Consider the following 26,968-nt stretch of genomic DNA (forward strand, 5'->3'; position numbering starts at 1 on the left):
TGGCCAGAGCCTGCCAACACCGGTGCGTTGGGGCAACCCCCTGCCGATTGACAAGGCGGTGCCGGGACGGAACAAGTCCGCATGGACAACCGCCTAGACGACCGGGACATCGCCATTCTTGCCACGCTTTGCCGCGAGGGCCGCATCGCCAAGACCGAACTGGCGGCGCGGGTGAACCTGTCGCCGACGCCCTGCTGGGAACGGATGAAGCGGCTGGAAAAGGCCGGGCTGATCCGCGGCTACCGGGCCGAGATCGACCTCGAGGCGCTGGGGCCGCATGTGCAGGTCTTCGTCACCGTGGAACTGGAAAGCCACAGGGCCGAGAGCTTCCAGCTGTTCGAGCGCACGGTGGCGCGGATGCAGGCGGTCACCGGCTGCTGGGCCATCGGCGGCGGCTACGACTACCTGATGCAGGTGGTCACCGAAGATGTGGCCTCTTTTCAGGCGCTTATGGACGGCCTTCTGGAAAGCCGCGCCGGGGTGCGGCGCTATTACAGCTATATCGTCACCAAGCCGGTGAAGGATCTGCCGCCCGCCTTGGGGCTTCTGGGCTAGGCGGGCAGGCTCGCGGCGGCGCGCCGGTTTGCGCGCTGGGATGCCTTCGGCGTATTTGGGCAGAAAAAGACCGGGGTGCGGTCTGGTTGCGGGGCCGGTTCTCTTGCCGTGCCGGGTGTATTCCGGTCGGATCGTCCTTCTGACCGCGCAGGGTGAAATCGGGGCGCAGGCCGTCCTTTGGGTCGGGCAGATCGCATTCGGGGCGAAGACCGTTCTTCTGGTCGCACCGGGTACACGCTGATCGTAGGTCATGCCTCTGGTCGCACCGGGCGCAGCGCTCGCCCCGCCTGCGCGGTCCGGCAGGCAGTTTCTCTGCCTTGGGTGGTCGGAACAGAGGAATCCTCTGCCGCGTGACCTGCAAACAGGCAAAGCCTCTGCCATGCCCATGCGATCCATCCTTCGAAGAAGGAGATTTGCCATGAGTGACATGTCGAACGGACCAAAGCCCTGGATCACCGATGCGGCGCTTGTGCAGCTCGCGGGCGACTTTCCCGGACACGGGCGGCTTGCGGTGCGCAACCCCGCCACCGGCGATGTGGTGGCGCAGGTCGCCATGAGCGACGCCACCGGCGCTCGGGATGCCGTGGAGGCCGCGCACAAGGCCTTTGCCGGGTGGTCGGTGACGCTGCCGCAGCACCGCGCGGCCATCCTGCACCGCTGGCACGCGCTGATCGTCGAGGCCAAGGAAGACCTCGCCCGGATCATGGTGGCCGAGCAGGGCAAGCCAATCGGCGAGGCGCGCGGAGAGATCGATTATGCCGCGAGCTTCGTACAGTTCTACGCCGAAGAGGCGCTGCGCCCGAACATCGAGGGCGTGACCTCGCATCTTGCCGATGCCGAGATGGAGCTGTGGCGCGAGCCGGTGGGCGTGGCCGCGCTGATCACGCCATGGAATTTCCCCTGTGCCATGATCACCCGCAAGGCCGCCGCCGCGCTGGCGGCGGGCTGTTCCGTGGTCATCCACCCCTCGGCCGAGACGCCGCTGTCGGCGCTGGCGCTGGCGGTGCTGGCCCATCGCGCGGGCTTCCCCGAGGGCGTGATGTCCACCGTCATCGGCGATGCCGCGACCATCGTGGGCGAATGGACGGCGGATGCCCGCGTGCGCGCCCTGTCCTTCACCGGCTCGACCGAGGTCGGGCGGCTGCTCTATCGCCAGTCCGCCGACACCGTGAAGCGGCTGGTGCTGGAGCTTGGCGGCCACGCGCCCTTCATCGTCTTCCCTTCTGCGGATCTGGACCGCGCGGTGAGCGAGGCGGTGAAGGCCAAGTTCGCCACCTCGGGGCAGGACTGTCTTGGCGCGAACCGCTTCTACATCCACCGCGAGGTCTACGACGCCTTCTGCGAGAAGTTCACCCGTGCCGTCGAGGCGCTGAGCATGGGGGTGGGCGAGAACGACCCCGACATCGGCCCGCTGATCCACGAGCGCGCCGTGGCCAAGCAGGTCGAACAGGTCGCGGATGCCGTCGCCAAGGGCGCGAAGCTGCTGACCGGCGGCACGGTGGATGAGGGCCTCGGCCCGCTGTTCTTCCGCCCGACGGTGCTGGCCGATGTGCCCGATGAGGCCGCGATCATGTCCGAGGAAAACTTCGGCCCCGTCGCCCCGCTGACCCCCTTCGACACCGAGGAAGAGGTCATCGCGCGGGCCAATGCCACCGAATACGGCCTTGTGGCCTATGTCCACAGCCAGGATCCGCGCCGGATCTACCGCATGACCCGCGCGTTGCAGTTCGGCATGGTCGCGGTCAACCGCACCAAGGTCACCGGCGCGCCGATCCCCTTTGGCGGGGTCAAGCAGTCGGGGCTGGGCCGCGAAGGCGCCCGTCAGGGGCTCGAGGCCTTCACCGATATCAAATACGTCTGCCGCGACTGGGGCTGAAAGGAGACTACATATGCTTAGAAACGACGACCAACTCGACCAGTGGGACCGCGAGAACTTCTTCCACCCCTCGACCCACCTCGCGCAATTCGCCCGGGGCGAGGCGCCCAGCCGCATCATCAAGGGCGGGCAGGGCTGCCATATCGAGGACCGTGACGGCACCCGCCTGCTGGATGCCTTCGCCGGTCTCTACTGCGTGAACGTGGGCTATGGCCGCCCCGAGATCGCCGAGGCCATCGCCGCGCAGGCGAAGGAACTGGCCTATTACCACGCCTATGTGGGCCACGGCACCGAAGCCTCGATCACGCTGGCCAAGATGGTGCTGGACCGCGCGCCGGACCACATGTCGAAGGTCTACTTCGGCCTGTCGGGGTCGGACGCGAACGAGACCAACATCAAGCTGGTCTGGTACTACAACAACATCCGCGGGCTGCCGCAGAAGAAGAAGATCATCTCGCGCTGGCGCGGCTACCACGGTTCGGGCCTGATGACCGGCTCGCTGACCGGGCTGGAGCTGTTCCACAAGAAGTTCGACCTGCCGCTGGCGCAGGTGATCCACACCGAGGCGCCCTATTACTACCGCCGCCCCGATCTGGCGATGTCCGAGGCCGATTTCGTCGCGCATTGCGTGGCCGAGCTTGAGGCGCTGATCGAGCGCGAGGGCGCCGACACCATCGCCGCCTTCATCGGCGAGCCCGCGCTGGGCACCGGGGGCCTCGTGCCGCCGCCCGCGGGCTATTGGGCCGCCATTCAGGAGGTGCTGGCCAAGCACGACATCCTGCTGATCGCCGACGAGGTTGTGACGGGCTTCGGGCGGCTGGGCACCATGATGGGCTCGACCCACTACGGGCTGAAGCCGGACCTGATCACCATCGCCAAGGGTCTGACCTCGGCCTATGCGCCGCTGTCGGGGACCATCGTGTCGGACAAGATGTGGAAGGTGCTGGAGCAGGGGACGGATGAAAACGGCCCCATAGGCCATGGTTGGACCTACTCGGCCCACCCCATCGGCGCGGCGGCGGGTGTCGCGAACCTGCGGCTCATCGACGAGCTGAACCTCGTGCAGAACGCGGGCGAAACCGGGGCCTATTTCAAGGCCGCGCTGACCGACGCGCTGGGGGCACACCGCAACGTCGGCGAGGTGCGCGGCGAGGGCCTGCTCTGTGCCGTCGAACTGGTGCAGGAGCGCGAGGACCGCGTGTTCTTCGACGCCTCCGAGAAGGTCGGCGCGCGCATCGCGGCGGCGCTTCTCGACCGGGGCGTGATCGCGCGGGCGATGCCGCAGGGCGATATCCTCGGCTTTGCGCCGCCCTTCTGCCTGACCCGCGAAGAGGCCGACGAGATCGCCACCAAGACGGCGGCGGCGGTTGCCGAGGTGCTGGGCTAGGAAAGGCCGAATCCCAAAGGGGCAGGGCGGTATTGCTTCCGTCCTGCCCGACAGTCACGGCGCCTCTTGACGCCGGTCGCAGGATCATGTTGCACGGCAGCAGCCACCGCACAGACGGGGCAGAGGCAGGGGCGACATGGCACATATCATCGTCATCGGGAACGAGAAGGGCGGCGCGGGCAAATCCACCGTCTCGATGCATATCGCAACGGCGCTGGCCCGGCTGGGGCACCGCGTCGGCGCCATCGATCTTGACCTGCGCCAGAAGAGCCTTGCCCGCTATCTTGAAAACCGGCGCAAGCATCTGGATGAGGTCGGGGTCGACCTGCCCACGCCCAGCTACATGGACCTGCCCGAGATCGACGAGGCCAGCCTGCCGCCCGGCGAGGATCCCGTGGCCCACCGCCTGACGCAGGCCGTGACGGCGTTGAAGCCGGTCTCGGATTTCATCATCATCGATTGTCCCGGCTCTCATACCCGGCTGGCAGAAGTGGCGCATGCGCTGGCGGATACGCTGGTGACGCCGCTGAACGACAGCTTCGTGGATTTCGACCTGCTGGCGCATATCGACAGCGACGGCGACCGGATCATCGGCCCCTCGGTCTATTCGGAAATGGTCTGGGCGGCCCGCCAGCAGCGCGCGCAGGCCGGGCTTCCGGCAATCGACTGGGTCGTGCTGCGCAACCGTCTGGGCGTGCAGCAGATGGTCAACAAGATGAAGATCGAACGCGCCATCGCGGCCCTGTCCAAGCGGATCGGGTTCCGCATCGCGCCGGGCTTTTCCGAGCGCGTGGTCTTCCGCGAGCTGTTCCCGCGCGGGCTGACCCTGCTGGACCTCAAGGACATCGGCGTGCGGCAGCTGAACATCTCGAACGTCGCGGCGCGGCAGGAATTGCGGGACCTTCTGAAGACGCTGAAGCTGCCCGGGGTCGAGGTGAAGTTCTAGACCGCTTCGCATGGGGCGCGACGGGCTTGCCGCACCGCCGGCCTTGCCGGGCCGCCGTGTCACGGGGCCTCGGGCGCAACCCGAAAGCCTGCAGGCCGCGCCCCGGTCGTCAGGACATCAGCCGCGCGCCGAAGCAGGCCTTCTGGACCGGCGGCACGCTGCCCGAGGGGGTGACCTCGAAGGGTTGCTGAAGCAGCACCTCGCCGTCCTTGACGATCTGGAAGAGCCAGGGCCCCTCGACCATCTCGAAGGCGTGCTCGAAGGTGAAGAGATTGATCGTCGTCTCTCCGCCGCTCATCACCGCCTGCCAGCGCTCGACGGTGATGCCGCTGTCGCCCATGGGCGGGTGGGTCACCACGATATCGACCATTCCCGGGACCGCCGTGCCGGGCAAGAGACCCGCCCGGACCCCGAAGCTGAGTCCGAGGTCGGCGGGGACGCGGGGCGTGGTCACGTCGATCTCGCGATCCTGATCGACGATATTGAGGATGCCGGACAGCGTGTCCGGCGCCTCGCGCTGGCCCTGCAGTTCGACCTCGCAGATCACGCCGAAGCCCAGCAGCTCGACCGGAGTGTTGGAGAAGGCGCCGGTGGCCGTCTCGGCGGCAAGGGCGCTGGCGGACAGCAGCAGGGCAAGCGTGGCGGTGCGGATCATGCATGTCTCCGGATCGGTCGCGGGTCCGGTGCAGGCTATCACGCGGCGATCCGCCCGGGAACGCACGGCGGCGTGAGAGCGGCGGGCCGCCGATCCCGCTGCCGCATATGAAGACGCCCCCGCGATGGCGAGGGCGTCAGGGTTGTCAGCGATGACTGCGGGCTCAGCCGATGGCGGCGGCCTTCACGTCGTCGTCGATGTAGGGCACGTATTGGGCGAAGTTCTCGGCGAACATGCCCACCAGCTTTTCGGCCTGCGCGTCATAGGCGGCCTTGTCGTCCCATGTCTTGCGCGGGTCCAGCAGCAGTTCCGGCACGCCCTCGACCGAAACCGGGACTTCGAAGCCGAAGTTCGCGTCCTTGCGGAACTCTGCATCCGCCAGCGAGCCGTTCAGGGCCGCGTGCAGCAGGGCGCGGGTCGCCTTGATCGGCATGCGCGAGCCGGTGCCGTAGGCGCCGCCGGTCCAGCCGGTGTTGACCAGCCAGCAGGTCGCGCCGTGCTTGGCGATCTTTTCCTGCAGCAGCTTGCCATAGGCCTCGGGGCGGCGCGGCATGAAGGGCGCGCCGAAGCAGGTCGAGAAGGTCGGCTGCGGCTCGGTCACGCCACGCTCGGTCCCGGCCACCTTGGCCGTGAAGCCCGACAGGAAGTGGTACATCGCCTGCGCCGGAGTCAGCCGCGCGATCGGGGGCAGGACGCCGAAGGCGTCGCAGGTCAGCATGATGATGTTCTTGGGGTGCCCGCCAAGCGCCGTCTTCGAGGCGTTCGAGATGTAGTGCAGCGGGTAGGCGCAGCGCATGTTCGCGGTCAGGCTGTCGTCCTCGAAATCCAGATCGAAGGTTTCGGGGTCGAAGACCATGTTCTCGATCACCGTGCCGAATTTCTCGGTGGTGGCGTAGATCTCGGGCTCTGCCTCGCGGCTGAGGTTGATGGTCTTGGCGTAGCAGCCGCCCTCGAAGTTGAAGGTGCCGCGATCCGACCAGCCGTGTTCGTCATCGCCGATCAGCACCCGGTCGGGGTCAGCCGAGAGCGTGGTCTTGCCGGTGCCGGACAGGCCGAAGAACACCGCGGTGTCGACCGGGTTGCCGGGGGCGTGGTTGGCAGAGCAGTGCATCGCCATGATGCCCTTGCCCGGCAGGATGTAGTTCAGCAGCGTGAACACGCCCTTCTTGTTCTCACCCGCGTATTCGGTGTTGCCGATCAGGATCAGCTTGCGGTCGAAGTTCAGCGCGATCACCGTTTCGGACCGGCAGCCGTGCTTTTCCGGGTCGGCCTTGAAGGAGGGGCAGTTGATGATCGTGTAATCGGCGGTGAAGCTGTCCAGATCCTCGCGGTCGGGGCGGCGCAGCATGTGGCGGATGAAGAGGTTGTGCCAGGCCAGTTCCGTCACCACGCGCACGTCGATGGCGTTCTGCGGATCGGCGCCGCCGGTGAGGTCCTGCACGTAAAGGTCCTTGCCCTTCATGTGCGCGATCATGTCGTCGTAAAGCCGGTCGAAGGCGTCCGGGTCCATCGGCTGGTTGTTTTCCCACCAGATGGTGTCCTCGACCGAAGGCGTGCGGACCACGAATTTGTCCTGCGGCGAACGGCCGGTGTATTTGCCGGTGGTGACGAGGAAGGCGCCGCCCTTGCCCAGCGTGCCTTCGCCGCGCTTCAGGGCGGCTTCGATCAGCGCGGGCTCCATGAGGTTGTAGTAGACATTGCCCAGCCCCTCGATCCCCTGATCCTCAAGCCGGAAGTTCGGGTTGACCCGTCCAGATGCCATCTGTCTTGCTCCTGTCGCACGCGTGATCACGCGTAATAAAACTGCGGCGCAGAGCCGCGCCGATGGCGGATGCTTTAACACGGGGGTTTTGGAATGGAACAGGACGCAATCGCGCGGTTAGCGTTATCAGGCAGGGTTTAGCGCAACCAAAATGCCGTTAGCGGAACCAATGGGCAGCCGCTGCAATGCATCGGAAACAGGTGAGGCTTTTTAGCCATTCCTTTGCGAAATTCGGGTCCGATGAGGGGCGCGGGCTGGCCCGATTCGCACTTTTACATTGTCGGAAAGCGGGAAATCGCCGATAGTTCGGAAAAAAATAAGGCAACCAGAGCAGTATAAGGACAAGTAGAATGTCTAAGATCGCCCTTGTGGACGATGACAGGAACATCCTGACATCGGTGTCGATGACTCTTGAGGCAGAAGGGTTTGAGGTCGAGACCTACAATGACGGACAGGCGGCGCTTGAAGCGTTCAACAAGAAGATGCCCGACATGGCCGTCTTCGACATCAAGATGCCGCGCATGGACGGCATGGACCTGCTGCAGCGCGTGCGCCAGAAATCCAAGATGCCGGTGATCTTCCTGACCTCCAAGGACGACGAGATCGACGAGGTTCTGGGCCTGCGCATGGGTGCCGACGACTACGTCAAGAAGCCCTTCAGTCAGCGCCTTCTGGTGGAACGCATCCGCGCCCTGCTGCGCCGGCAAGAGGCCGTGGCCGGCGAGGTCGTGGGCGACACCGAAGAGACCAAGCTGATGACCCGCGGTTCGCTGACCATGGACCCGCTGCGCCACGCGGTATCGTGGAAGGGCAAGGACGTGTCGCTGACCGTTACCGAATTCCTGCTGTTGCAGGCGCTGGCCCAGCGTCCCGGCTTCGTCAAGTCGCGCGATCAGCTGATGGACGTGGCCTATGACGATCAGGTCTACGTCGACGACCGCACCATCGACAGCCACATCAAGCGTCTGCGCAAGAAGATGCGCAGCGTCGATACCGATTTCTCGGCAATCGAGACATTGTACGGCATCGGCTACCGCTACAACGAAGAGTAGGTCATGGCCCTGGCCGAGCGGGTCCCGAACCAAGGCGAGGTGGATCGCCGCGATGCCGATGTTGTTCTGGGCGACGATTGGGTTGCCCCGGACAGCACGGTGGAACAAGAGCTGCGCGACAGCCGCGCGCGGCGCGGCGGCCTGTCGACGCTCAACCGCTCTCCGCTGACGCGCAAGATCATCACCTTCAACCTGATCGCCCTGAACGTTCTGGTGGCCGGGGTGCTTTGGCTGAACTCGTCGCGCGACACGCTTGCTGTGCAGCGCATCAATGGGTTGCAGGCGCAGGTGGAGCTGATCGCCGACGTCTTCGAGGCCGGGCTGGAGGCTGCGCCGGACAGCGGCCCCGGCCGCGTCGGGGGGCCGGATATTGCCGCGACCGTCGCGGGGATCGAGCTGCGCCAGGGCGCACAGCTGCTGGTCTACGACAGTGCAGGTTTTCTCGTGGGCGAGGCCACGGGCGCTCTGGCACCCGCGATCCCCGCCGCGCCGGGGGACACCAAGCCCACCCTGATCACGGATTTCCTCGACACCGTCTGGCAGGGCGTGGCCGGCCTTTTCACCTATTACGCCGCCGAGCCCGAGCTGGTGCTTGAAGACAGGCTGCGCCGCCTGATCGAAGCGGGCGATCCCGCCGAGACCCGGGTCGAGACCGGCACCGGGCCGGAGGGCGAAACCCTGTTCCACGCGTTCAGCCCGATCCGGCAGGGCGACGTGATCCTCGGCACCGTGGCGCTGGTCTCTCCGGCGCGCGAGATCGACGCCGCCGTCAGCGCAGAGCGTGAGCGCGTGTTGCAGATGTTCGTGATCGCGACGCTGGTGTCCATCGGTCTCAGCCTCGTGTTGGCCTCGACCATTGCCAACCCGATCTCGGACCTTGCCGACGCCGCCGAAATCGGCCGCGACCGCAACCGCAAGCACAAGGGCGTGGGCCGCATCCGCATCCCCGACCTGACCGCGCGCCCCGACGAGATCGGCCGCCTGTCCGGCGCCCTGCGCGGCATGGTCGGCGCGCTTTACGACCGGATCGACAGCAACGAACAGTTCGCCGCCGACGTGGCGCATGAGATCAAGAACCCGCTTGCCTCGCTGCGCTCGGCCATCGGCAGCCTGCGCATCGTCAAGAAGGAAGAGCATCGCAACAAGCTGCTGGACGTGATCGAGCATGACGTGCGCCGCCTCGACCGGCTGGTCAGCGACATCTCCAACGCCTCGCGGCTGGATTCCGAGCTTGTGAAGGAAGACGAGCAGGAATTCGACCTGCTGGACATGCTGGGCAACCTCGGTGAATTCCTCGGGCAGGACGCCCGCTCCAAGGGGATCGAGTTCATCTCGGACCTGCCCAAGCGCCCGATCACCATCAACGGGCTGGAGCCGCGGCTGGCGCAGGTCTTCGTCAACCTGATCTCCAACGCCATTTCCTTCTGCGAGGACGGCGACGCGATCCGCGTCTGGGCGCGCAAGCGCGACAACCGCGTGCTGGTGGTGGTCGAGGATACCGGCCCCGGCATCCCCGAGGAATCGCTGGGCAAGATCTTCAAGCGCTTCTACACTTCGCGCCCCCAACAGGATTTCGGCAACAACTCGGGCCTCGGCCTGGCGATCTCCAAGCAGATCGTCGAGGCGCATGGCGGCGTGATCTGGGCCGAGAACATCCGCCCGACCGAAGCGGACGTGACCTCTGAACCTCTTGGCGCCCGCTTCGTGGTGGGCCTGCCGGTCTGATCCCGGTGCCGGAGGTTCTGCATGCCTCTGCGGTCGCGCTGCGCGGGCGCGGCCTGCTGATCTGCGGGGCCAGCGGCTCTGGCAAGTCGGGGCTGGCGCTCGAGCTGATGGCGCGCGGTGCGGCGCTGATCGCCGACGACCGGGTGATTGCCACGCGGCAGGGCGACACGGTCCGCCTGACCGCCCCCGAGGCGATTCGCGGCATGATAGAGGCGCGCGGCATCGGCCTGCTGAACGCGACCCCCGCGGGCGACACGGCCCTGGCCGCGATCCTCGATCTCGACACCCCGGAAACCGAACGTTTGCCGCCTTTCCGGACAAGGCGCCTGCTGGGGGTCGAATTCCCGTTGCTTCACAATCCCGCGTCCCCCTATTTGTCCGCAGCCCTGGTGCAATATCTTTGCCAGGGTCGGAGACTGTGATCATGGACCAGACCATCGCCAATACCAGCCGCATCGTGCTTGTCACCGGCCCTTCGGGGGCCGGACGCTCGTCCGCCATCAACGTGCTGGAGGATCAGGGGTTCGAGGCAATCGACAATATTCCCCTCAGCCTTATCCCGCGCCTGATCGAGGGCGACGGCGCGCAGCTGCGCCCGATGGCCCTAGGCATCGATGTGCGCAACCGCGACTTCAGCACCGAGCGGTTGCTGGAGCTGCGCAGGGTTCTGGCCGGGGATGCCGCGCGTTCCGTCGATCTGCTCTACCTCGATTGCAGCACAGAGGTGCTGGCGCGGCGCTACAGCGAGACCCGCCGCCGCCACCCGCTGGCCCCGGACGAGACGCCGACAGACGGCATCCTGCGCGAGAAGGCCATCCTGGAAGACCTGCGCGGGCGCGCCGACATCCTGATCGACACCTCGGAACTGTCGATCCACGACTTCAAGGCCGAGATGGAGGGCTGGTTCGCCCGCGCCGGCGCGCAGGGCATGGCCGTGTCCGTGCAGAGCTTTTCCTACAAGCGCGGGCTGCCGCAGGGCCTCGACATGGTCTTCGACTGCCGCTTCCTGTCGAACCCGCATTGGGTGCCAGAGCTGCGGCCCCATACCGGGCTCGAACCGGAGGTGGCGCAATACGTCGCCGCCGATCCGCGCTACAGCCCGTTTCTCGACAAGGTCCGCGATCTGTCGCTTCTGGTGCTGCCGGCCTGCGTCGAAGAGGGCAAGGCGCATTTCGCCATCGGCTTCGGCTGTACCGGCGGCAAGCACCGCTCTGTTGCACTTGCAGAAAACCTGGCCGATGCTCTTGCACAGGAAGGCTGGCGGGTGTCTATTCGGCACCGCGAGCTGGAGCGCCGCGGGCAACCCGCGGCAGGGCCGGCCAGCCATACCGGAAAGGCATCCGAGTGATCGGGATCGTTATCGTCGCGCATGGTGGCCTGGCCAGGGAATACCTGGCTGCAGTGCAGCATGTGGTGGGCGAACAGAAGGGCATGACCGCCATCGCCATCGAGGCCGACTGCGACCGCGACGGCAAGAAGGCAGAGATCGGCGCCGCCGCCAATGCCGTGGACCAGGGGCAGGGGGTCGTTATCGTGACCGATATGTTCGGCGGATCTCCGTCCAACCTGTCGCTGGACGCCTGCCGACACGACGACCGCCGTATCCTGTACGGCGCAAACCTTCCGATGCTGATCAAGCTGGCCAAAAGCCGCCACCTGTCGGTCAGCGAGGCCGTGCGTGCGGCGCTCGAGGCGGGGCGGAAGTATATTGACGCGCAGAACGTCCCGGCGCATCCCTCCTGACATCGGGGCCTGCGCCCCGCCAAAGACCCAAGGAAGGCCTTCGCCATGACCTCACCCCTGCGCCGCGACATGAAGATCGTCAATGAGAAGGGCCTGCATGCCCGCGCCTCGGCCCGGCTGGTCGAAGTGGTAGAGGCATTTGACGCGACGGCAGAAGTCTGTCGCGACGGAATGTCCGCCAGTGGCGACAGCATTATGGGGCTTTTGATGTTGGCAGCCGCCAAAGGAACCACTATTGAGGTCCAGACCTCGGGACCGGATGCCGAGGCACTGGCGGATGCGGTCGAGGCGCTTGTGGCCAACCGCTTCGGAGAGGATCGCTAGGCCCGGCTGACGGATGCGGATGGGCCAGCCTTTGCACGGGATCGCAGAGAGACGCATGGTCGACAGCACCCAGGCAACGGGCCGCAAGGCCCAGGCGCGCAGACCGGCGGCCCCCGCGCCCTACGACAAGCGCAAGATCAGCTACGCCAATACCTTCACCAATCCGTGGAAGGCCAATACCATCCGCGCGATGGAATGGGCGACGGGCAAGATCCCCTTGCTTCGCATGGTGCGCCGGTTCGAACGCATCGGCCCGGCCGAGGGTCAGGCCTTCTGGCGGCAGGCGCTGAGCATCATGCGGATCGGGCTGAACACCCCGGCGGACCAGATTGCCCGCATCCCGAAGACGGGGCCGGTGATCGTCGTGGCCAACCACCCGCACGGGCTGGTGGACGGCATGGTGCTCGCCGATCTGATCGGTCGCGTGCGCGAGGACTACAAGATCCTGACCCGGTCGCTGCTGACCGGCGTCAAGGAGATCGAGCCCTTCATGATCCCGGTGCCCTTCCCGCACGAAGAGAACGCCAAGGAACAAAGCCTGGACATGCGCGCCCGCGCCATGGATCACCTCGCCGACGGCGGCGTGATCGTGCTCTTCCCATCGGGGGTGGTCGCCTCGTCCGAAACATGGTTCGGCCCGGCGGTCGAGGCCGGCTGGAACCCCTTCACGGCGCGGATGATCCAGCGCTCGGGGGCGACCGTTGTGCCGGTCTTCTTCCCGGGCCAGAACTCGCGCGCCTACCAGATCGCCAACAAGGTTTCTCCGACGATCCGGCAGGGGCTGCTGATCCACGAGGTCGTGCACGCCTGCGGCAGGGACCAGAAGCCGGTCGTGGGCCAGCCGATCTCCCCGGCAGAGGTCAGGGCCTTCACCGGCGGCACCCGCGATTTCGTGCAATGGCTGCGCGATCGGGTGCTGTCGCTGCGCGAAGACTGACCCGGCGCCGCCACCCGCGCGGGCGCCCCTGTTTCTTCTTGGTCCCAAAACCCTCGGGGTTTGGGGCAGAGCCCCAAGACCGCCAGCCCGAAACCACGCCATGGGGCGCGTTTCGGGGGCGCATCGACGCCCCCGCCAGATCTCAGCGCGTCGGCACCGGGCTGTCGCCGCGATAGTCGTAGAAACCGCGCTTGGTCTTGCGGCCCAGCCAGCCCGCCTCGACGTATTTCGTCAGCAGCGGGCAGGGGCGGTACTTGGTGTCCGCCAGCCCGTCGTGCAGCACGTTCATGATCGCAAGGCAGGTGTCCAGCCCGATGAAATCCGCCAGTTCCAGCGGCCCCATGGGATGGTTGGCGCCCAGTTTCATCGCCATGTCGATCGACCGCACGTTGCCGACGCCTTCGTACAGCGTGTAGCAGGCTTCGTTGATCATCGGGATCAGGATGCGGTTGACGATGAAGGCGGGGAAATCCTCGGCGCTGGCGGCGGTCTTGCCAAGGGTCTCGACGACGTTCAGGCAGGCCTCGTAGGTCTCCTGGTCCGTGGCGATGCCGCGGATCAGTTCCACCAGCTGCATCAGCGGCACCGGGTTCATGAAATGGAAGCCCATGAAGCGCTCGGGCCGGTCGGTCCGGCTGGCCAGCCGGGTGATCGAGATCGACGAGGTGTTCGAGGTCAGGATCGTGTTCTCGGCGAGTTCCGGCACCAGTGCCTCGAAGATCTTGTGCTTGACCTCCTCGCGCTCGGTCGCGGCCTCGATCACCAGGTCGGTCTTGGCGACCTGCGACAGTTCCAGCGTCGTCCGGATGCGGTCGAGCGCCGCGTCGCGCTCCTCGGCGGTGATCGCCTCGCGGCTGACCTGCCGGTCCATGTTCTTGCGGATCAGGGCAGAGGCCTTGTCCAGCGCCTCCTGGCTGATGTCATTGAGGCGGACGTCGTACCCGGCCAGAGCCATGACGTGGGCAATGCCGTTGCCCATCTGCCCGGCGCCCACGACGCCGACCGACTTGATTTCCATGTCCGTTCCCTTCTGCCCGTCCGGGGCACAACATAGGGCCGCTGTCCGGGCATTCGCAAGGGCAGGCCGGAACAGTTCGACAGGCATTGTCGCATTAGCGATTTGGCAAGGGGATTTTGTGATTCTCCCCCTCGGGTGAAAAGGGGGTGGACGCAATGTCCGTACAGGATGGGGGCCAGGGCGCCCTTGAATATCATCCGTGCCGCTACGGCACGTCGCGGATCCTGTTCCGGGGCCCGCGCAGGCTGCTGGACGGTGCCTACGTGGCCTTCCTCGGCGCGACGGAAACCTACGGCCGCTTCGTGGAACAGCCGTTTCCGGCGCTGCTGGAGGACCGGCTGACGGTTTCCTGCGTGAACTTCGGCGTGGTGAACGCCGGGGTCGACCTGTATCTCAACGATCCGGCTGTCATGGATCTTGTGGCCGGGGCCCGCGTCAAGGTCGTTCAGGTCATGGGCGCGCAGACTCTGTCCAACCGCTTCTATGCCGTGCATCCCCGGCGGAACGACCGCTTCCTGCGGGCCTCGGACCGCCTCGGGGCGCTCTACCCCGAGGTGGATTTCACCGAGTTCCACTTCGTCCGGCACATGCTTGGCCGGTTGCAGGCGATCTCGGCGGGGCGTTTCGCGGCGGTGACCGACGAATTGCGCATGGCCTGGATTGCCCGGATGAAACATGTGCTGACGCAGATCCGCGGTCGGGTCGTGCTGTTCTGGTTTGCCGATCATGCGGTTCCGGCAGGGATCACCGGCCCGGCGGCGCGCGATCCGCTTTTCGTGACGCGCGACATGATCGAGACGCTGCGCCCCCGGGTGCAGGCGGTGGTCGAGGTGGTGGCGTCGGACCGGGCGGTGGCAGAGGGCACGCGGGGCATGGTCTTCAGCGATTTCGAGGCCTGCGCGGCGGCGGAACTGCTGGGTCCGGCGGCGCATCACGAGGCGGCGCAGGCGCTGGAAGACGTGTTGATGCCCCTCGTCTGGGATTGAGCCGCCCGGGCCCTGCCCCGGGAAGGCTGCCCGGCCTTCGAGGCAGGGCCAGGGCGGGGGCAGGGTGGCCCGCCGCCGGGCATCGCGCCATTCCGGGCTTTTCGGCGGCGCGGTGCGGGGCTATGCCCCTCTGCGCAACCACAGAGGTCTTCGGCGCATGCTGGAACTGACGATCACGGGGGCGCGGGTGCTGCGCCCGGGCGGCTGGGACTCCGGCGCGCTGGCCATGGCCGGGGGGCAGCTGCGGGCCGACCCGGTTGGCCGCCGCGTCGATCTGTCGGGCTACGACGTCTTGCCCGGTATCGTGGACCCGCATGGCGACGGCTTCGAGCGCCACATGGCACCGCGCCGGGGCGCGCTGCGCGAGCGGGACAGCGGCATGGTTGCCTGCGCGGCGGAGCTGGCGGCCAGCGGGATCACCACCGCCGTGCTGGCGCAGTTCTGGTCCTGGGAGGGCGGCATGCGCGGCCCCGACTTTGCGGCAGAGGTCTTTGCCGCCGTGGATGCGGTGGCCCCCTCGGTGCCCATCGACCTGCGCCTGCAACTGCGCCTGGAAAGCTACTTCGTCGAGAGTTTCCCGCAGGCCCTGGCGGCGGTGGAGCGGTTCGGCATCGGTTATGTCGTGTTCAACGATCACCTGCCGCACGCCCGCCTCGCCGAGGGGCGGACACCCCGGCGCCTGACCGGGCAGGCGCTGAAATCCGGTCGCAGCCCCGAGGCGCATCTGGCCCTGATGCAGCGCCTGCATGCCGAGGGCGCAGGGGTTCCGGCGGCGCTGGATGCGGTCTGCGCGGCGCTGGCGGCGCGGGATGTGCGCATGGGCAGCCACGACGACCGCGACGGCGCCATGCGCGCCGACTGGCGGGCGCGCGGTGTGACGATCTCGGAGTTCCCCGAGACCCTCGAGGCCGCCGAGGCCGCGAAGGCGGCGGGCGAGCCGGTGATCCTTGGCGCCCCCAACGTGGTGCGCGGGGCCAGCCACGCGGGCAATGTCTCTGCCCTGTCGCTGGTCGAGGCGGGGCTTTGCGACGCGCTGGCCTCGGACTACCACTACCCCTCGCCCGCGCGGGCGGCCTGGCGCTGTGTCGAACTGGGGGTGCTGGACGCGGCGGATGCCTGGGCGCTGGTCTCTGACGGTCCGGCGCGCCTGCTGGGCCTGACCGACCGGGGGCGGCTGGACAGCGGGCTGCGCGCGGATCTCGTGGTGGTGGAGCGTGAGACGCGCCGCATCGTGGCGAGTATCGCGGGCGGGCAGGTGGCCTGGATGAGCGGCGCGGTGGCGGAACGGTTCTTCTGACCCTCCCTGCCGGGGCGCCCTGCGCGCAGGGTGGTCTGCGTTCAGGCCACGCAGGCCCCGGGGGAGGGATCTCCCCCGGCCCCCTCCGCCGTCAGCCGCGCGTGATGCGGTTGACGTGACCCATCTTGCGACCGGGTCGGACATCGGCCTTGCCATAAAGGTGCAGCGCGCAATCCGGGGTCTTGGCCAGCTCGGGCAGGCGGTCCATGTCGTCGCCGATCAGGTTCTCCATCACCACGTCGGCGTGGCGCTTGCCGTCGCCCAGGGGCCAGCCTGCCACCGCGCGGATATGCTGTTCGAACTGGTCGACGGCGCAGCCGTTCTGCGTCCAGTGGCCCGAGTTGTGGACGCGCGGGGCGATCTCGTTCACGATCAACCCCTGCGGCGTGACGAAGAATTCGACCCCCAGAACGCCCACGTAATCCAGCGCGTTCAGCACCTTGGCGGCGGCCAGAACCGCGTCGGTCAGCAGCCGCTGCGGCACCTTGGCGGGCACCGTGGTGGTGCGCAGGATGCCCTCGCGGTGGACGTTCTGGCCCGGATCGAAGGCCGCGACCTCACCCGTGGTGCCGCGCGCCGCGATCACGCTGATCTCGCAGGAGAAGTCGACGAAGCCCTCCAGAACGGCGGGGGCACCGGCCAGGGCCTCCAGCGCCCCGGCGGCGTCCGAGGGCGCCTTTAGCCGCGCCTGCCCCTTGCCGTCATAGCCGAAGCGGCGGGTCTTCAGGATCGAGGGTGTGCCGATGGTTTCCAGCGCGGTCTCCAGCGCCGCGGCGTCGGGGATGTCGGCGTAGGGCGCCACGGTCAGCCCCTGATCCGTGAGGAAGGTCTTTTCGGTCAGCCGGTCCTGGCTGATCCGCAGCGCCTCGCGGTTGGGATGGATCGGGCGCAGCGCCTCGAGCACGTCCAGCGCCGAGGTCGGGATGTTCTCGAACTCGTAGGTGATCACGTCCACGGTTTCGGCAAAGGCGCGCAGGGCGGCCTCGTCCTCATAGGGCGCGGTGGTCACGCGTTCGGCGACATGGCCGGCGGGCGGGTTGGCGCCGGGCTCGAAGACATGGGTGCGAAAGCCGAGGCGGCTGGCGGCCACGGACAACATGCGGGCAAGCTGGCCGCCGCCAAGGATGCCGATCACGGCGCCGGTGGGCAGGGGAGTGGTCATTGGAAGGCCTCAGTCGGTCGGGGCGTCGGGGATGGAGGCGGAAAGCGCAGCGCGCCAGTCGTCCAGCCGCTGCGCCAGCGCCAGGTCGTTCAGGGCGAGGATTCCGGCGGCCATGAGGCCCGCGTTCTTCGCGCCCGCCGCGCCGATGGCCATGGTGGCGACGGGAAAGCCGCGCGGCATCTGAAGGATGGAATACAGACTGTCGACGCCGCTCAGCGCTTTGGTTTGGACCGGCACGCCGATCACCGGCACGCGGGTCTTCGACGCCATCATGCCCGGCAGGTGCGCCGCCCCTCCGGCGCCCGCGATGATGACCTGAAGGCCCCGGTCCACGGCGGTCTTGCCGTAGTCCCACAGCCGGTCCGGCGTGCGGTGGGCCGAGACGATCTTGGCCTCGTAGGGCACGCCCAGCTCGTCCAGAATCTCTGCCGCTTCCTTCATGGTGGGCCAGTCTGACTGACTGCCCATGATGATGCCCGTCCTGACCGTCATCGCGTCCCCCGGCTGTTTCAAGGCCTTTGTTTATAGGGGCTCTGCGCCCAAGCGCAACGGGGCCTCAGGCGATGATGTCGGGCAGCAGCCGGTCCTCGATCAGCGCGATGCGGTCCTTCAGCGCCAGCTTCTTCTTCTTCAGGCGCTGAAGCGTGATCTGATCCGCCGTGCCGGTGCCCTGCATGGCGCGGATGGCCTCGTCGAGATCGCGGTGTTCGCGCTTGAAGACCTCAAGCTCGACCCGGAGAACCTCGTCGGTTTTCATGGAGATATCCGAGGGCGCGTTCATGCTGGTTTCCATGGCAAGGAGTGGCGAGCTACAGGATAGCCAAATCCGATGCTTCGCGCAAAGGCTCTTGCACGGGCTTCGTCGCGCTCCCATATTTCAGGTGTCCGGGTCGCCGCACGGGGCCCGGGCAAGACGGTCGCTTGTTGAAGGACGTGTCGATGACCAAACTGACCCTGGGATCCTATCCCCATATGCTCGGCTTCGAACAGCTCGAGCGCCTGCTGGAACGAACCGCCAAGTCGAGCGAAGGCTATCCGCCGTTCAATATCGAGCAGACCTCCGAGCAATCCTATCGCATCACGCTGGCCGTTGCCGGTTTCTCCGAGGGCGATCTCTCGATCACCGTGGAAGACCGTCAGCTGGTGATCCGCGGACGCCAGCGCGATGACGGCGCCGAGCGGGTTTTCCTGCACCGCGGCATCGCGGCGCGGCAATTCCAGCGGAGCTTTGTGCTGGCCGACGGCGTTGAGGTCGGAGAGGCGGCCCTGGAAAACGGGTTGCTGCACGTGGATTTGACCATGAGCCGACCGGAGACGGTGGTTCAGACGATCAAGATCAAGAAGGGGTGATGCCATGCATACCAAGTATGATTTCGGACAGTTCGAGCAGGGCCAGGTGGTCTATGTCCGCGCCGTGAAGGCGCAGGACCTGCCGGAAGACGTGCGCTCCCAGATCGGCCCGCGGGACACGCTTTATGCGGTGCACCGCTCTGACGGGGAACGTCTGGCGCTGGTCAAGGACCGCTCGCTGGCCTTCGTGCTGGCGCGACAGAACGATTTTGCGCCGGTGACGGTGCACTAGGATCGCGGCGCGGAGAGGGTGTCTTTCCGCGCTGTCTGCGCGATCCGGGCAGCAGGCCCATCCTCGACAACAAGACATTGGCTTCTGTCGCGGTCAGGCTGCGGCAGAAGGATTTTTCCCTTGGCGCCGAGCGCGTGGCAGCCATCAGGCCGCGCCATGCGGAGGGCGGCATCGCCGCCTTGCCCATCGGGCCGGGAAGGAAGCTTTCGCACCACAGCCCCGGGGTGCGCAGCACAGAGTGGCGGCGCGTCTTCAGGTGAGCATAGGTGATGCGGTCCAGCGGCTGGCGGGAAACCCCGGGCAGGCCAAGCAGGTACCGGGCGGCCACCAGTACCCGGCGTGACCCGAAGACAAGGCTGGCCTCGGGGCTGGCAATCATGACCCTATGCTGCGGCGAGAGCCGGATCGGCACCGTCAGGCCCAGCACCCCCGCATCCAGCACGATCGGCGCCGAGGCCTCGTCCAGCGCCGGGCCGGTCATGCGCGCGGTCCATGTCAGTGGCTCGAACCGGCGCCCTGCCGTCATCACGGGGTCGCCGCGCCGCAGCCGGTCCGCCCGTCGCCACCCGCCGGGCGTCAGGATCGGCGTTTCTGCGGCAAAGCAGAGCATCCCGTCCATGGAGGTCAGGTGGGCGCCGCTGTATTCGGTGGGAAAGAAGCTGCCGAGGCGCGCGCCGGTGATGTCTGCGGGGGACCAGCCCGGCTGGATGTCCGCATCGTGAATGCGCACGGCCCAGCTGCCGGTGGCGGTGACCGTGACCACAAGGCGCAGGGTTTCCGTGACCCCGTTCGCGGCAATGGTAGAGTTCTCGTAGACCGCGAATTCATGGGCCTTCGAGAGGGTTCCGTCGATGACGATCCCCTCCCCCCGGGCGGGGTGGGACCAGTCGTCGAGGTCGCTGTCATGGACGATCCCGTCACCGTCGAGGTCGCGCAGGGCATATTCGGTATAGGCATCCGTCGTGATGGCGGTGCCATTCAGCCCGGATCCCAGATTGTCCTGCTTCAGCAGGCTGAACCCCGGCAGCCTGCCGGGCTGCAACCAGCCCCATGTTTGCGTGTCTGCCATGTGCCGCCCCTCGGGATTGGCATAGGCGGCAAACCTGAAGAAATGCTGAACGAAAAAGGGCCGGGAAGATCCCTCCCGGCCCTGTCCGTCACTTGAAACGCCCGTGTCAGCCGGCGATCAGGCCCATGCTTTCCAGCTTCAGGATCACCTGATGTGCGCAGTTGTCGACGTCGACATTCTCGGTCTCGACGCGCAGCTCGGGGTTCTTGGGCTCTTCGTAGGGGTCCGAGATGCCGGTGAACTCCTTGATCTTGCCTTCGCGCGCCAGCTTGTAGAGCCCCTTGCGGTCGCGGCGCTCACATTCCTCCAGCGAGGTCGCGACGTGGATCTCCAGGAAGGCGCCGAACTGCTCGATGTCCTCGCGCACGGCGCGGCGGGTCGCGGTATAGGGCGCGATGGGCGCGCAGATCGCGATGCCGCCGTTCTTGGTGATCTCGGAGGCGACATAGCCGATGCGGCGGATGTTCAGGTCGCGGTGCTCCTTGGAAAAGCCCAGCTCGGACGACAGGTTCTTGCGGACGATGTCGCCGTCCAGCAGCGTCACCGGGCGTCCGCCCATCTCCATCAGCTTGACCATCAGCGCGTTGGCGATGGTCGACTTGCCCGACCCCGAGAGGCCGGTGAAGAAGACCGTGAAGCCCTGCTTGGAGCGCGGCGGCTTGGTCTTGCGCAGTTCGGCGACCACCTCGGGGAATGAGAACCACTCGGGGATCTCCAGCCCTTCGGCCAGACGGCGGCGCAGCTCGGTGCCCGAGATGTTCAGGATCGTGACGTCGTCCTTGTCCGCGATCTCGTCGGCGGGCTCGTACTGGGCGCGCTCCTGCACGTAGACCATGTGCTTGAAGTCGACCATTTCGATGCCGATCTCGGCCTGATGCTCGCGGAAGAGGTCCTGCGCGTCATAGGGGCCGTAGAAGTCCTCTCCGGCAGAGTTCTTGCCGGGGCCCGCGTGGTCGCGGCCGACGATCATGTGGGTGCAGCCGTGGTTCTTGCGGATGATCCCGTGCCAGACCGCTTCGCGCGGGCCGGCCATGCGCATGGCGAGGTTCAGCAGGCTCATCGAGGTGGTGGCCGAGGGGTACTTGTCCAGCACCGCCTCGTAGCAGCGCACGCGGGTGAAGTGATCGACGTCGCCCGGCTTGGTCATGCCGACGACCGGGTGGATCAGCAGGTTGGCCTGTGCTTCCTTGGCGGCGCGGAAGGTCAGTTCCTGGTGTGCGCGGTGCAGCGGGTTGCGGGTCTGGAAGGCCACGACCTTGCGCCAGCCCAGCTTGCGGAAGTGGGCGCGCAGTTCGTTCGGCGTGTCGCGGCGGGCGCGGAAGTCGTAGTGCACGGGCTGCTGGATGCCGGTCACCGGGCCGCCGAGGTAGATCTTGCCGGCCTGGTTGTGCAGGTAGTTCACCGCCGGGTGCGCGAGGTCGTCGGCGCCGAAGACCTTCTCGGCCTCATGTGCCTTGTTCGGCTCCCACTTGTCGGTGACGGTCATGGTGGCGAGGATCACGCCCTCCTGGTCGCGCAGGGCGATGTCCTGCCCGGCCGCGATGCTTTCGGCGAACTTCTCGCTGACATCCAGCGTGATCGGCATCGGCCAGAGCGTGCCGTCGGACAGGCGCATGTTGTCGACGACGCCGTTGTAGTCTTCTTCGCTCAGGAAGCCCTTCAGCGGGTTGAAGCCGCCGTTCATCAGCAGTTCGAGGTCGCAGATCTGGCGCGGGGTCAGGTCCAGCGAGGTCAGCTCGGCGGCTTCGACCTTCAGCTTCTGGGCGCTGTCATAGGAAACATACAGCTCCGGGATCGGGGCGAGGTTGGATTGCATCAGGCTACTCCTGTATTTCAAAGGCATGAGATCGGTGACAGAGCCGGTCAGCTCTGCATGAAGGGCGGCGTATTCGGCGAATTTCCGGGACAGGAAGGCCCGCACGAGGCGCTCCTTGGCGGCGTGGCCGTGATCGGTCAGCGCGTAGGCAAAGCGCTGGCGGCGATCCGGGCCCTGTCGCCTGCTCACCGTGACCAGCCCGGCCTCTGCGGCGGCCCGCAGTTGCGCGTTCAGGCGCCCCAGAGAGACGCCAAGCGCCTCGGCGGTGGCGCGCTGGCTGGCCTCTGGCGCATGCGCAAGCTGGCGCAGCAGCTCGAAGAGCTGCGCGTCCTCGGCGCGTGCGGGCAGGGGGGCGGGGTCGGACATTCCGGTGACTCAATCTGTGTTCACGGATGAACATATGTCACTCTTTGCAGGCGCAGCAAAGCCCTTTTGTCCCGCCGACAGAAGAAAAGGCCCCGATGGTGCCCTTTTTGCCGGGCGTTCTGTCCACGGAAATGGGCCGGGCGCGAAAAGCGGCCCGGCCCCCTTGCGGTGGTGTGGACTGGTTTGGGCTTCCGGCGCCATGGGCCGGAACGCGGTTCTTTTTGCCCGCTTCGGGGCTCAGTCGCTGAGCAGGCCCCAGCCGTCGGGTGCAAAACCGTGGTCAAGGGCGCAGCGCGCGGCGATCTCTTCGCCGATCCAGATGCCCTCTGCCGAGATCAGCTGGTCGGGCAGGGTGGCGACGAGGTAGGGCCTATCCGCGTCGTCTTCGGCGTCGGGCTCGATCCATTCGCAGTCGAAGCCCTCCACCGAAAGCGCCTCGGCCAGCGGACGCCAGTCGGCGCCGTCGGCCTCGGGGACAAGGAAGTAATCCACGTCCGCGACCTCGGGCAGGTCGCCCTCGTCGCGCATCTCGCGGTAGGCCCTTTGCGTCTCGGCGCGCTGCGCGTCGAAATCGTGCGCCATCTCAGTGACCGGCGGCGACGGGGGCGCCGTATCCCAGCGGCTGCGTCTCGTCCTTGCCGCTGTCGAGGTCCTGTTCCGCCAGCCAGCGTTCCGCTTCCAGCGCCGCCATGCAGCCCATGCCCGCAGAGGTCACCGCCTGCCGGTACTTGTGGTCGGTCAGGTCGCCCGCGGCGAAGATGCCGGGGATCGAGGTCTCGGTCGAATCGGGCTTGGTGACGACGTAGCCGCCCATGTGGGTTTCCAGAACGTCCTTCACCAGTTCGTTGGCGGGCGCGTGGCCGATGGCGACGAAGACACCGGCGCAGGGGATCTGGGACAGCTCGCCGGTCTTGACGTTCTTCACCTTCACGCCGGTTACGCCCTTGGGGTTGTCCTCGCCGACGACCTCTTCCAGCTGGTGGAACCACAGCGGCTCGATCTTGGGGTGCTTCATCAGGCGGTCCTGAAGGATCTTCTCGGCCCGCAGCTCGTCGCGGCGGTGGATCAGCGTCACCTTGCTGGCGAAATTGGTCAGGAACAGCGCCTCTTCGACAGCAGTGTTGCCGCCGCCGATCACCACGATTTCCTTGCCGCGATAGAAGAAGCCGTCGCAGGTCGCGCAGGCCGAGACGCCGAAGCCCTTGTAGGCCTCTTCCGAGGGCAGGCCCAGCCATTTGGCCCGGGCGCCGGTGGCGAGGATGATGGAATCGGCGGTGTAGGTCGTGCCAGAGTCGCCATGCGCCACGAAGGGCCGCACGTCGAAGTCGATCTTCTGGATGATGTCGCCGATGATCTCGGTGCCCATGGCGCGGGCGTGCGCCTCCATCTGGACCATCAGGTCGGGGCCCTGGATCTCGGTGTGGCCGGGCCAGTTCTCGACCTCGGTGGTGGTGGTCAGCTGGCCGCCGGGCTCCAGCCCCTGCACGAGGATCGGCTCCAGCATGGCGCGCGAGGCATAGACCCCGGCGGTGTAGCCCGCGGGGCCAGAGCCGATGATCAGAACCTTGGTGTGCCGTGTCTCGGGCATGATCTTTCCTTCCAACCTGCGCTTTGGCGGTGATATAGCCGCGCGGCGCCGCCTGTGAAAGAGGGCGCCGGGCGGCCATGCGGTCGTTGCAGGACTTGCGCGAAGGGAAGAAAGAATCTTGCCGTTGCGTGAAACATAATTGCGCGTGGCGCCCGCGCTGCTATAACATTCGCGAAATCACACCCGGGGGGACATATGCCGTCGCACAGGCTCGATCCGATTGACCGCAAGATCCTTGCAGAGCTTCAGACCGACGGCCGGATGACCAACGTGGAGCTGGCCCGCCGCGTCGGCATTTCCGCGCCGCCCTGCCTGCGCCGCGTGCGGGTGCTGGAGGAACAGGGCTTCATCAAGGGCTACCACGCCGACGTCGACATCCGCGAACTGGGGTTCGAGGTGCAGGTCTTTGTCATGGTCGGCCTGCAAAGCCAGGCCGAGGCGGACCTGAGCGCCTTCGAACGGCGCTGTGTCGACTGGTCGCTGGTGCGCGAGTGCCACATGCTGAACGGCGAGGTGGATTTCATCCTGAAATGCGTGGCGCCGGACCTGTCGACCTTCCAGAGCTTCCTGACCGGGCAGCTTCTGACCGCGCCCAACGTGGCCAGCGTGAAGACCAGCCTCGTGATCCGGGTGGCCAAGGACAACCCCGGCGTGCCCTTCGACGTGCTTGAGGATCGGCTGAACCGCTCTGCCTGAACGGGGTTTTTCCCGACAATTTGCGCTGTTGCCGCGGGTGTTCACGGTTTTACAAGGCTTCGGGCTGAAAGTCCTCGCAGAGGCTGACCCGAGGACCATCCATGACCGAACACAGGCCGCGAATCGAAGCTGACAGTGCCTATGCCGCGTCCGAGGCGCAGTTCCACTTGGCGGAACTGTTCTATTCGCGCACCGACGACCGGGGGGTGATCAGGGCCGGCAACACGGTGTTCCAGCGTATCGCGGGCTTCGAATGGGGGGATCTGATCGGCGCGCCGCACAAGATCATCCGCCATCCCGACATGCCCAAGGCCGTGTTTCACCTGCTGTGGGACCGGATCAGGGCGGGCAAGCCGACCGGGGCCTACGTCAAGAACCGCTGCAAGACCGGGCGGTACTACTGGGTCTTCGCCCTGGTCTCTCCGGCGGAGGGCGGGTTCATCTCGACCCGGCTGAAACCGTCTTCGCCGCTGTTCGATGCCCTGCGCGACATCTATCAGGCCGCGCTGGCGCGCGAGGCGGGCGGCGCCCTGTCCCCCGCCGACAGCGCCGAGGCCCTGCTGGCCGACATCCGCGCGGCGGGCTACGCCAATTACGAGACCTTCCAGAGCCACGCGCTTGCGACAGAGTTCGAGGCGCGGGCCCGGCAGCTTGGCCAGCCGCTGGATCCGTTTCAGAAGCGGTTCCTGGACATGGCCAAGGCCATTGCGCAGGTGCAGGTCGAAACCTCTGAAATGACAGAGGCGTTCCGGGCGATCCGCACGGTGCCGATGAACATGCGCATCATCGCCTCGCGGCTGGAAAACGCGGGCGGTCCGATCAGCGCGATCTCCGTGAACTACAGCCAGATGCTGGAAGAGATGGCGACCTGGGTGAAGACCTTTGTCGATGGCGAGGCCTGCGTCTTTGCCCGCATCCGCGACGCGATCTTCACCGGGCAGTTCCTCGGCTTCGCCTCGGCGATCGAGGAAGAGATGATCGGGGTTTTCGGCAAGGAGATCCGCAACTTCCCCGAGGCCTACCCGCCAGCGGTGGTCCCCGCGCGCGAGGTGGAGGAGGTCGAAGTCCACCGCAGGCACTTCATGGACCAGACCGCTGCCTCGCTCACCGCCGTCGAGGCAGAGGCAAAGCGTTTCGCCCGGTCGGTGCTGGACATGAAACGCTATGTGACCGGCCTCAGCTCGACCCGGATGATGTGCAAGATCGAAAGCGCCGCGCTGTCCGAGTCGGGGGCTGCCCTGGTCGGGATCGTGGAGCAGCTTGATGCCTGTCAGAACGAAATCGAACAGCGTCTTGCCCGGGTGGTAGAGCTCAACTCTATCATTCAGGGCAACACGTCGATGCTGCGGTCACTGCACTAGGCCCGGCATCTCCGCGCGGGCGGGGTCTGGGGTGCGCGGGCAATCGGTCTGCCCCGGCCTCTGTCTTGCAGGTGCCCTGTTGTGTGCCCCGCCCCGCGTTCCGATACCGCCCCGACCGGGCCCGCGCCGATTGAACGGCTGGCGTGATCGTGCCGCGCGGGGGCGCGCGAGGCGAGGGGGCGCCCCCGCCGTCCTCCCCTGGCCTCAGGCGTCGAGCAGGCTGTCGATCACCTCGCGCGCGGTGCGCGTCAGCGTGGTCTGGCCGAAATCCTCGAGACCGGAGAGGTTCGGGAACATCGACAGGTAGAGCGCGCGCAGGTTCTGTCCCAGCCCCTGCCCGATGGCCTTGCCGGGGTGATAGGTCTCCATCTCGATGCCGCCGACGGTGATGATCGTGTGCCGGGGCACCATCAGGTGGTACAGTTGCACGGTTCCGGCAGGGGCCACCTGCAGGTAACGGTCGCCGTCCACGTAGTCGGAGACCGGTGCCAGCACCGCCTCTTCCCCCAGCAGAGACCGCAGCCGGGGGTGGCGCACGATCATGCGCGCGGCGGGACCGACAAGCGTATCCACCGGCGGATGCCCAAGGCCGAAGGCCTCGGCGGTGATCCGGGTCATATGGGTCAGCGTGGTGGCCTCGACCGCGTGGCCCGGCACATAGGTCGTCGATCCGATCCATGTCACCGGCTCGGTGCCAGCGGCGGTCTGGATGTAGTCGCCGGGCACCAGGTCCTCGATGGCGACGGCACCGTGCAGGGTCTCGATCAGGGTGCCGCGCGCAAAGGCGCTGGCACAGCCTTCGAACAGCGGCGTCGCCGGGGCGATGACCTGCTTGGTGGTGACAGAGAGGTCGGGCAGCAGCGCCGCAACCTCGAACCGGCGCATGAAAGAGACGGCGCGGGCCGGGGGCCGGGCAGGAGACGGCACCCGCGCCGGGGCGACGGGCGTGGAAAGAGAGCCGGTTCCTGCAAGGCCGTGGCGGATAGAGGACATGTGAACACCCCGAAAAGGTTGGTCACATCCGTGTTGGCCCCCACCAACAACGCCAGAAGGACAAGTGAGCAG

28 protein-coding genes are annotated in these 26,968 nt (G+C 66.8%); 17 read left to right on the forward strand and 11 right to left on the reverse strand.

Annotation, left to right across the window (positions count from 1 at the left end):
* Positions 1 to 81: 81 nt before the first annotated feature.
* The 4 genes from ACN5KJ_RS14250 to ACN5KJ_RS14265 all read left to right on the forward strand — a co-directional run bounded on the left by ACN5KJ_RS14250 (position 82) and on the right by ACN5KJ_RS14265 (position 4,764).
* Positions 82 to 555 carry an Lrp/AsnC family transcriptional regulator gene (locus ACN5KJ_RS14250; RefSeq protein ID WP_347166021.1) on the forward strand — a complete coding sequence of 158 codons (474 nt, stop codon included), beginning with the start codon at positions 82 to 84 and terminating at the stop codon, positions 553 to 555.
* A 418-nt stretch (positions 556 to 973) separates the two neighbouring features.
* On the forward strand, positions 974 to 2,431 hold the full coding sequence (locus ACN5KJ_RS14255; RefSeq protein WP_418594720.1) for an NAD-dependent succinate-semialdehyde dehydrogenase: 1,458 nt from the start codon (positions 974 to 976) through the stop codon (positions 2,429 to 2,431).
* A gap of 13 nt (positions 2,432 to 2,444) precedes the next feature.
* Entirely contained in the window at positions 2,445 to 3,818 is a 1,374-nt protein-coding gene (locus tag ACN5KJ_RS14260) for an aspartate aminotransferase family protein (protein WP_418594721.1), read from the forward strand.
* A gap of 136 nt (positions 3,819 to 3,954) precedes the next feature.
* Entirely contained in the window at positions 3,955 to 4,764 is an 810-nt protein-coding gene (locus ACN5KJ_RS14265; RefSeq protein WP_418594722.1) for a division plane positioning ATPase MipZ, read from the forward strand.
* Positions 4,765 to 4,873: 109 nt separating this feature from the next.
* On the opposite strand, the gene ACN5KJ_RS14270 is transcribed toward ACN5KJ_RS14265, so the two are convergent.
* Entirely contained in the window at positions 4,874 to 5,419 is a 546-nt protein-coding gene (locus ACN5KJ_RS14270; RefSeq protein ID WP_418594723.1) for a DUF3859 domain-containing protein, read from the reverse strand.
* 163 nt (positions 5,420 to 5,582) lie between these two features.
* Positions 5,583 to 7,181 carry a phosphoenolpyruvate carboxykinase gene (locus ACN5KJ_RS14275; RefSeq protein WP_418594724.1) on the reverse strand — a complete coding sequence of 533 codons (1,599 nt, stop codon included), beginning with the start codon at positions 7,179 to 7,181 and terminating at the stop codon, positions 5,583 to 5,585.
* Positions 7,182 to 7,531: 350 nt separating this feature from the next.
* Here ACN5KJ_RS14275 and ACN5KJ_RS14280 point away from each other — a divergent pair, with 350 nt between their 5' ends.
* Genes ACN5KJ_RS14280 through ACN5KJ_RS14310 form a run of 7 tightly spaced genes read left to right on the forward strand, consistent with a single transcriptional unit; the run spans position 7,532 to position 12,962 of the window.
* Positions 7,532 to 8,233, forward strand: a complete 702-nt coding sequence (locus ACN5KJ_RS14280; protein WP_347166017.1) for a response regulator transcription factor — start codon at positions 7,532 to 7,534, stop codon at positions 8,231 to 8,233.
* A gap of 3 nt (positions 8,234 to 8,236) precedes the next feature.
* Positions 8,237 to 9,958, forward strand: a complete 1,722-nt coding sequence (locus ACN5KJ_RS14285) for an ATP-binding protein (RefSeq protein WP_418594725.1) — start codon at positions 8,237 to 8,239, stop codon at positions 9,956 to 9,958.
* Positions 9,959 to 9,963: 5 nt separating this feature from the next.
* Entirely contained in the window at positions 9,964 to 10,380 is a 417-nt protein-coding gene (locus tag ACN5KJ_RS14290) for an HPr kinase/phosphorylase (protein ID WP_418594726.1), read from the forward strand.
* A gap of 2 nt (positions 10,381 to 10,382) precedes the next feature.
* Positions 10,383 to 11,306, forward strand: coding sequence for an RNase adapter RapZ (rapZ, locus tag ACN5KJ_RS14295; RefSeq protein ID WP_418594727.1), 924 nt, complete (start codon positions 10,383 to 10,385; stop codon positions 11,304 to 11,306).
* Complete coding sequence (locus tag ACN5KJ_RS14300) at positions 11,303 to 11,701, forward strand: PTS sugar transporter subunit IIA (RefSeq protein WP_418594728.1); 399 nt, start codon at positions 11,303 to 11,305, stop codon at positions 11,699 to 11,701. The genes rapZ and ACN5KJ_RS14300 overlap by 4 nt, the downstream gene beginning before the upstream one ends.
* 45 nt (positions 11,702 to 11,746) lie before the next feature.
* A complete protein-coding gene (locus ACN5KJ_RS14305) occupies positions 11,747 to 12,025 on the forward strand; it encodes an HPr family phosphocarrier protein (RefSeq protein WP_347166012.1) in 279 nt (92 codons plus the stop codon).
* A 55-nt stretch (positions 12,026 to 12,080) separates the two neighbouring features.
* Positions 12,081 to 12,962: a lysophospholipid acyltransferase family protein gene (locus tag ACN5KJ_RS14310; RefSeq protein ID WP_418594729.1), complete on the forward strand. Its 882-nt coding sequence runs from the start codon at positions 12,081 to 12,083 to the stop codon at positions 12,960 to 12,962.
* Between the two features lie 142 nt (positions 12,963 to 13,104).
* Here ACN5KJ_RS14310 and ACN5KJ_RS14315 read toward each other — a convergent pair whose 3' ends face one another.
* Positions 13,105 to 13,980: a 3-hydroxybutyryl-CoA dehydrogenase gene (locus ACN5KJ_RS14315; protein WP_347166011.1), complete on the reverse strand. Its 876-nt coding sequence runs from the start codon at positions 13,978 to 13,980 to the stop codon at positions 13,105 to 13,107.
* Positions 13,981 to 14,135: 155 nt separating this feature from the next.
* Here ACN5KJ_RS14315 and ACN5KJ_RS14320 point away from each other — a divergent pair, with 155 nt between their 5' ends.
* Together ACN5KJ_RS14320 and ACN5KJ_RS14325 are read left to right on the forward strand one after the other, a co-directional pair.
* A complete protein-coding gene (locus ACN5KJ_RS14320; RefSeq protein WP_418594730.1) occupies positions 14,136 to 14,966 on the forward strand; it encodes a DUF6473 family protein in 831 nt (276 codons plus the stop codon).
* Between the two features lie 157 nt (positions 14,967 to 15,123).
* Positions 15,124 to 16,263 (forward strand): alpha-D-ribose 1-methylphosphonate 5-triphosphate diphosphatase, encoded by a 1,140-nt coding sequence (locus ACN5KJ_RS14325; protein WP_418594731.1) that lies wholly within the window; start codon positions 15,124 to 15,126, stop codon positions 16,261 to 16,263.
* Positions 16,264 to 16,354: 91 nt separating this feature from the next.
* On the opposite strand, the gene ACN5KJ_RS14330 is transcribed toward ACN5KJ_RS14325, so the two are convergent.
* The 3 genes from ACN5KJ_RS14330 to ACN5KJ_RS14340 form a co-directional block, all read right to left on the reverse strand.
* Entirely contained in the window at positions 16,355 to 17,425 is a 1,071-nt protein-coding gene (locus tag ACN5KJ_RS14330; protein WP_418594732.1) for a 5-(carboxyamino)imidazole ribonucleotide synthase, read from the reverse strand.
* 9 nt (positions 17,426 to 17,434) lie between these two features.
* Positions 17,435 to 17,917 (reverse strand): 5-(carboxyamino)imidazole ribonucleotide mutase, encoded by a 483-nt coding sequence (gene purE / locus ACN5KJ_RS14335; RefSeq protein WP_418594733.1) that lies wholly within the window; start codon positions 17,915 to 17,917, stop codon positions 17,435 to 17,437.
* 64 nt (positions 17,918 to 17,981) lie between these two features.
* Entirely contained in the window at positions 17,982 to 18,206 is a 225-nt protein-coding gene (locus ACN5KJ_RS14340) for a YdcH family protein (RefSeq protein WP_347166008.1), read from the reverse strand.
* Between the two features lie 158 nt (positions 18,207 to 18,364).
* Here ACN5KJ_RS14340 and ACN5KJ_RS14345 point away from each other — a divergent pair, with 158 nt between their 5' ends.
* Entirely contained in the window at positions 18,365 to 18,775 is a 411-nt protein-coding gene (locus ACN5KJ_RS14345; protein ID WP_023851941.1) for an Hsp20 family protein, read from the forward strand.
* Between the two features lie 4 nt (positions 18,776 to 18,779).
* The gene (locus tag ACN5KJ_RS14350) at positions 18,780 to 19,007 is read left to right on the forward strand and encodes a DUF1150 domain-containing protein (protein ID WP_347166007.1); all 228 of its coding nucleotides are present in this window, start codon (positions 18,780 to 18,782) and stop codon (positions 19,005 to 19,007) included.
* On the opposite strand, the gene ACN5KJ_RS14355 is transcribed toward ACN5KJ_RS14350, so the two are convergent.
* From ACN5KJ_RS14355 to trxB, 4 genes are all read right to left on the reverse strand, one after another.
* Positions 18,940 to 20,076 carry a Hint domain-containing protein gene (locus ACN5KJ_RS14355; protein WP_418594734.1) on the reverse strand — a complete coding sequence of 379 codons (1,137 nt, stop codon included), beginning with the start codon at positions 20,074 to 20,076 and terminating at the stop codon, positions 18,940 to 18,942. The two genes, ACN5KJ_RS14350 and ACN5KJ_RS14355, sit on opposite strands and share 68 nt — an antisense overlap.
* Before the next feature lie 106 nt (positions 20,077 to 20,182).
* Positions 20,183 to 22,258 (reverse strand): bifunctional sulfate adenylyltransferase/adenylylsulfate kinase, encoded by a 2,076-nt coding sequence (locus ACN5KJ_RS14360; protein ID WP_418594735.1) that lies wholly within the window; start codon positions 22,256 to 22,258, stop codon positions 20,183 to 20,185.
* Between the two features lie 237 nt (positions 22,259 to 22,495).
* Positions 22,496 to 22,840: a ribonuclease E inhibitor RraB gene (locus ACN5KJ_RS14365; protein WP_418594736.1), complete on the reverse strand. Its 345-nt coding sequence runs from the start codon at positions 22,838 to 22,840 to the stop codon at positions 22,496 to 22,498.
* A 1-nt stretch (position 22,841) separates the two neighbouring features.
* On the reverse strand, positions 22,842 to 23,846 hold the full coding sequence (gene trxB / locus ACN5KJ_RS14370; protein WP_347166002.1) for a thioredoxin-disulfide reductase: 1,005 nt from the start codon (positions 23,844 to 23,846) through the stop codon (positions 22,842 to 22,844).
* A 195-nt stretch (positions 23,847 to 24,041) separates the two neighbouring features.
* Here trxB and ACN5KJ_RS14375 point away from each other — a divergent pair, with 195 nt between their 5' ends.
* Positions 24,042 to 24,542: an Lrp/AsnC family transcriptional regulator gene (locus ACN5KJ_RS14375; protein ID WP_206566516.1), complete on the forward strand. Its 501-nt coding sequence runs from the start codon at positions 24,042 to 24,044 to the stop codon at positions 24,540 to 24,542.
* A gap of 101 nt (positions 24,543 to 24,643) precedes the next feature.
* Positions 24,644 to 25,903, forward strand: coding sequence for a PAS domain-containing protein (locus ACN5KJ_RS14380; RefSeq protein WP_418594737.1), 1,260 nt, complete (start codon positions 24,644 to 24,646; stop codon positions 25,901 to 25,903).
* A 204-nt stretch (positions 25,904 to 26,107) separates the two neighbouring features.
* Here the strand turns inward: ACN5KJ_RS14380 and ACN5KJ_RS14385 are convergent, their stop codons facing one another.
* Positions 26,108 to 26,896 carry a Hint domain-containing protein gene (locus tag ACN5KJ_RS14385; RefSeq protein ID WP_418594738.1) on the reverse strand — a complete coding sequence of 263 codons (789 nt, stop codon included), beginning with the start codon at positions 26,894 to 26,896 and terminating at the stop codon, positions 26,108 to 26,110.
* Positions 26,897 to 26,968 lie beyond the last annotated feature (72 nt).

This window comes from Ponticoccus sp. (in: a-proteobacteria), assembly GCF_048381735.1.

Coding starts and splice junctions, on each gene's coding strand:
- ACN5KJ_RS14380 (WP_418594737.1), top strand. CDS start 24,644: ATGACCGAACACAGGCCGCGAATCGAAGCTGACAGTGCCTATGCCGCG.
- ACN5KJ_RS14365 (WP_418594736.1), bottom strand. CDS start 22,840: ATGGCGCACGATTTCGACGCGCAGCGCGCCGAGACGCAAAGGGCCTAC.
- ACN5KJ_RS14315 (WP_347166011.1), bottom strand. CDS start 13,980: ATGGAAATCAAGTCGGTCGGCGTCGTGGGCGCCGGGCAGATGGGCAAC.
- ACN5KJ_RS14360 (WP_418594735.1), bottom strand. CDS start 22,258: ATGTCCGACCCCGCCCCCCTGCCCGCACGCGCCGAGGACGCGCAGCTC.
- ACN5KJ_RS14270 (WP_418594723.1), bottom strand. CDS start 5,419: ATGATCCGCACCGCCACGCTTGCCCTGCTGCTGTCCGCCAGCGCCCTT.
- ACN5KJ_RS14260 (WP_418594721.1), top strand. CDS start 2,445: ATGCTTAGAAACGACGACCAACTCGACCAGTGGGACCGCGAGAACTTC.
- rapZ (WP_418594727.1), top strand. CDS start 10,383: ATGGACCAGACCATCGCCAATACCAGCCGCATCGTGCTTGTCACCGGC.
- trxB (WP_347166002.1), bottom strand. CDS start 23,846: ATGCCCGAGACACGGCACACCAAGGTTCTGATCATCGGCTCTGGCCCC.
- ACN5KJ_RS14320 (WP_418594730.1), top strand. CDS start 14,136: ATGTCCGTACAGGATGGGGGCCAGGGCGCCCTTGAATATCATCCGTGC.
- purE (WP_418594733.1), bottom strand. CDS start 17,917: ATGACGGTCAGGACGGGCATCATCATGGGCAGTCAGTCAGACTGGCCC.
- ACN5KJ_RS14350 (WP_347166007.1), top strand. CDS start 18,780: ATGCATACCAAGTATGATTTCGGACAGTTCGAGCAGGGCCAGGTGGTC.
- ACN5KJ_RS14310 (WP_418594729.1), top strand. CDS start 12,081: ATGGTCGACAGCACCCAGGCAACGGGCCGCAAGGCCCAGGCGCGCAGA.
- ACN5KJ_RS14385 (WP_418594738.1), bottom strand. CDS start 26,896: ATGTCCTCTATCCGCCACGGCCTTGCAGGAACCGGCTCTCTTTCCACG.
- ACN5KJ_RS14265 (WP_418594722.1), top strand. CDS start 3,955: ATGGCACATATCATCGTCATCGGGAACGAGAAGGGCGGCGCGGGCAAA.
- ACN5KJ_RS14325 (WP_418594731.1), top strand. CDS start 15,124: ATGCTGGAACTGACGATCACGGGGGCGCGGGTGCTGCGCCCGGGCGGC.
- ACN5KJ_RS14330 (WP_418594732.1), bottom strand. CDS start 17,425: ATGACCACTCCCCTGCCCACCGGCGCCGTGATCGGCATCCTTGGCGGC.
- ACN5KJ_RS14280 (WP_347166017.1), top strand. CDS start 7,532: ATGTCTAAGATCGCCCTTGTGGACGATGACAGGAACATCCTGACATCG.
- ACN5KJ_RS14285 (WP_418594725.1), top strand. CDS start 8,237: ATGGCCCTGGCCGAGCGGGTCCCGAACCAAGGCGAGGTGGATCGCCGC.
- ACN5KJ_RS14305 (WP_347166012.1), top strand. CDS start 11,747: ATGACCTCACCCCTGCGCCGCGACATGAAGATCGTCAATGAGAAGGGC.
- ACN5KJ_RS14375 (WP_206566516.1), top strand. CDS start 24,042: ATGCCGTCGCACAGGCTCGATCCGATTGACCGCAAGATCCTTGCAGAG.
- ACN5KJ_RS14250 (WP_347166021.1), top strand. CDS start 82: ATGGACAACCGCCTAGACGACCGGGACATCGCCATTCTTGCCACGCTT.
- ACN5KJ_RS14355 (WP_418594734.1), bottom strand. CDS start 20,076: ATGGCAGACACGCAAACATGGGGCTGGTTGCAGCCCGGCAGGCTGCCG.
- ACN5KJ_RS14255 (WP_418594720.1), top strand. CDS start 974: ATGAGTGACATGTCGAACGGACCAAAGCCCTGGATCACCGATGCGGCG.
- ACN5KJ_RS14275 (WP_418594724.1), bottom strand. CDS start 7,181: ATGGCATCTGGACGGGTCAACCCGAACTTCCGGCTTGAGGATCAGGGG.
- ACN5KJ_RS14345 (WP_023851941.1), top strand. CDS start 18,365: ATGACCAAACTGACCCTGGGATCCTATCCCCATATGCTCGGCTTCGAA.
- ACN5KJ_RS14340 (WP_347166008.1), bottom strand. CDS start 18,206: ATGAACGCGCCCTCGGATATCTCCATGAAAACCGACGAGGTTCTCCGG.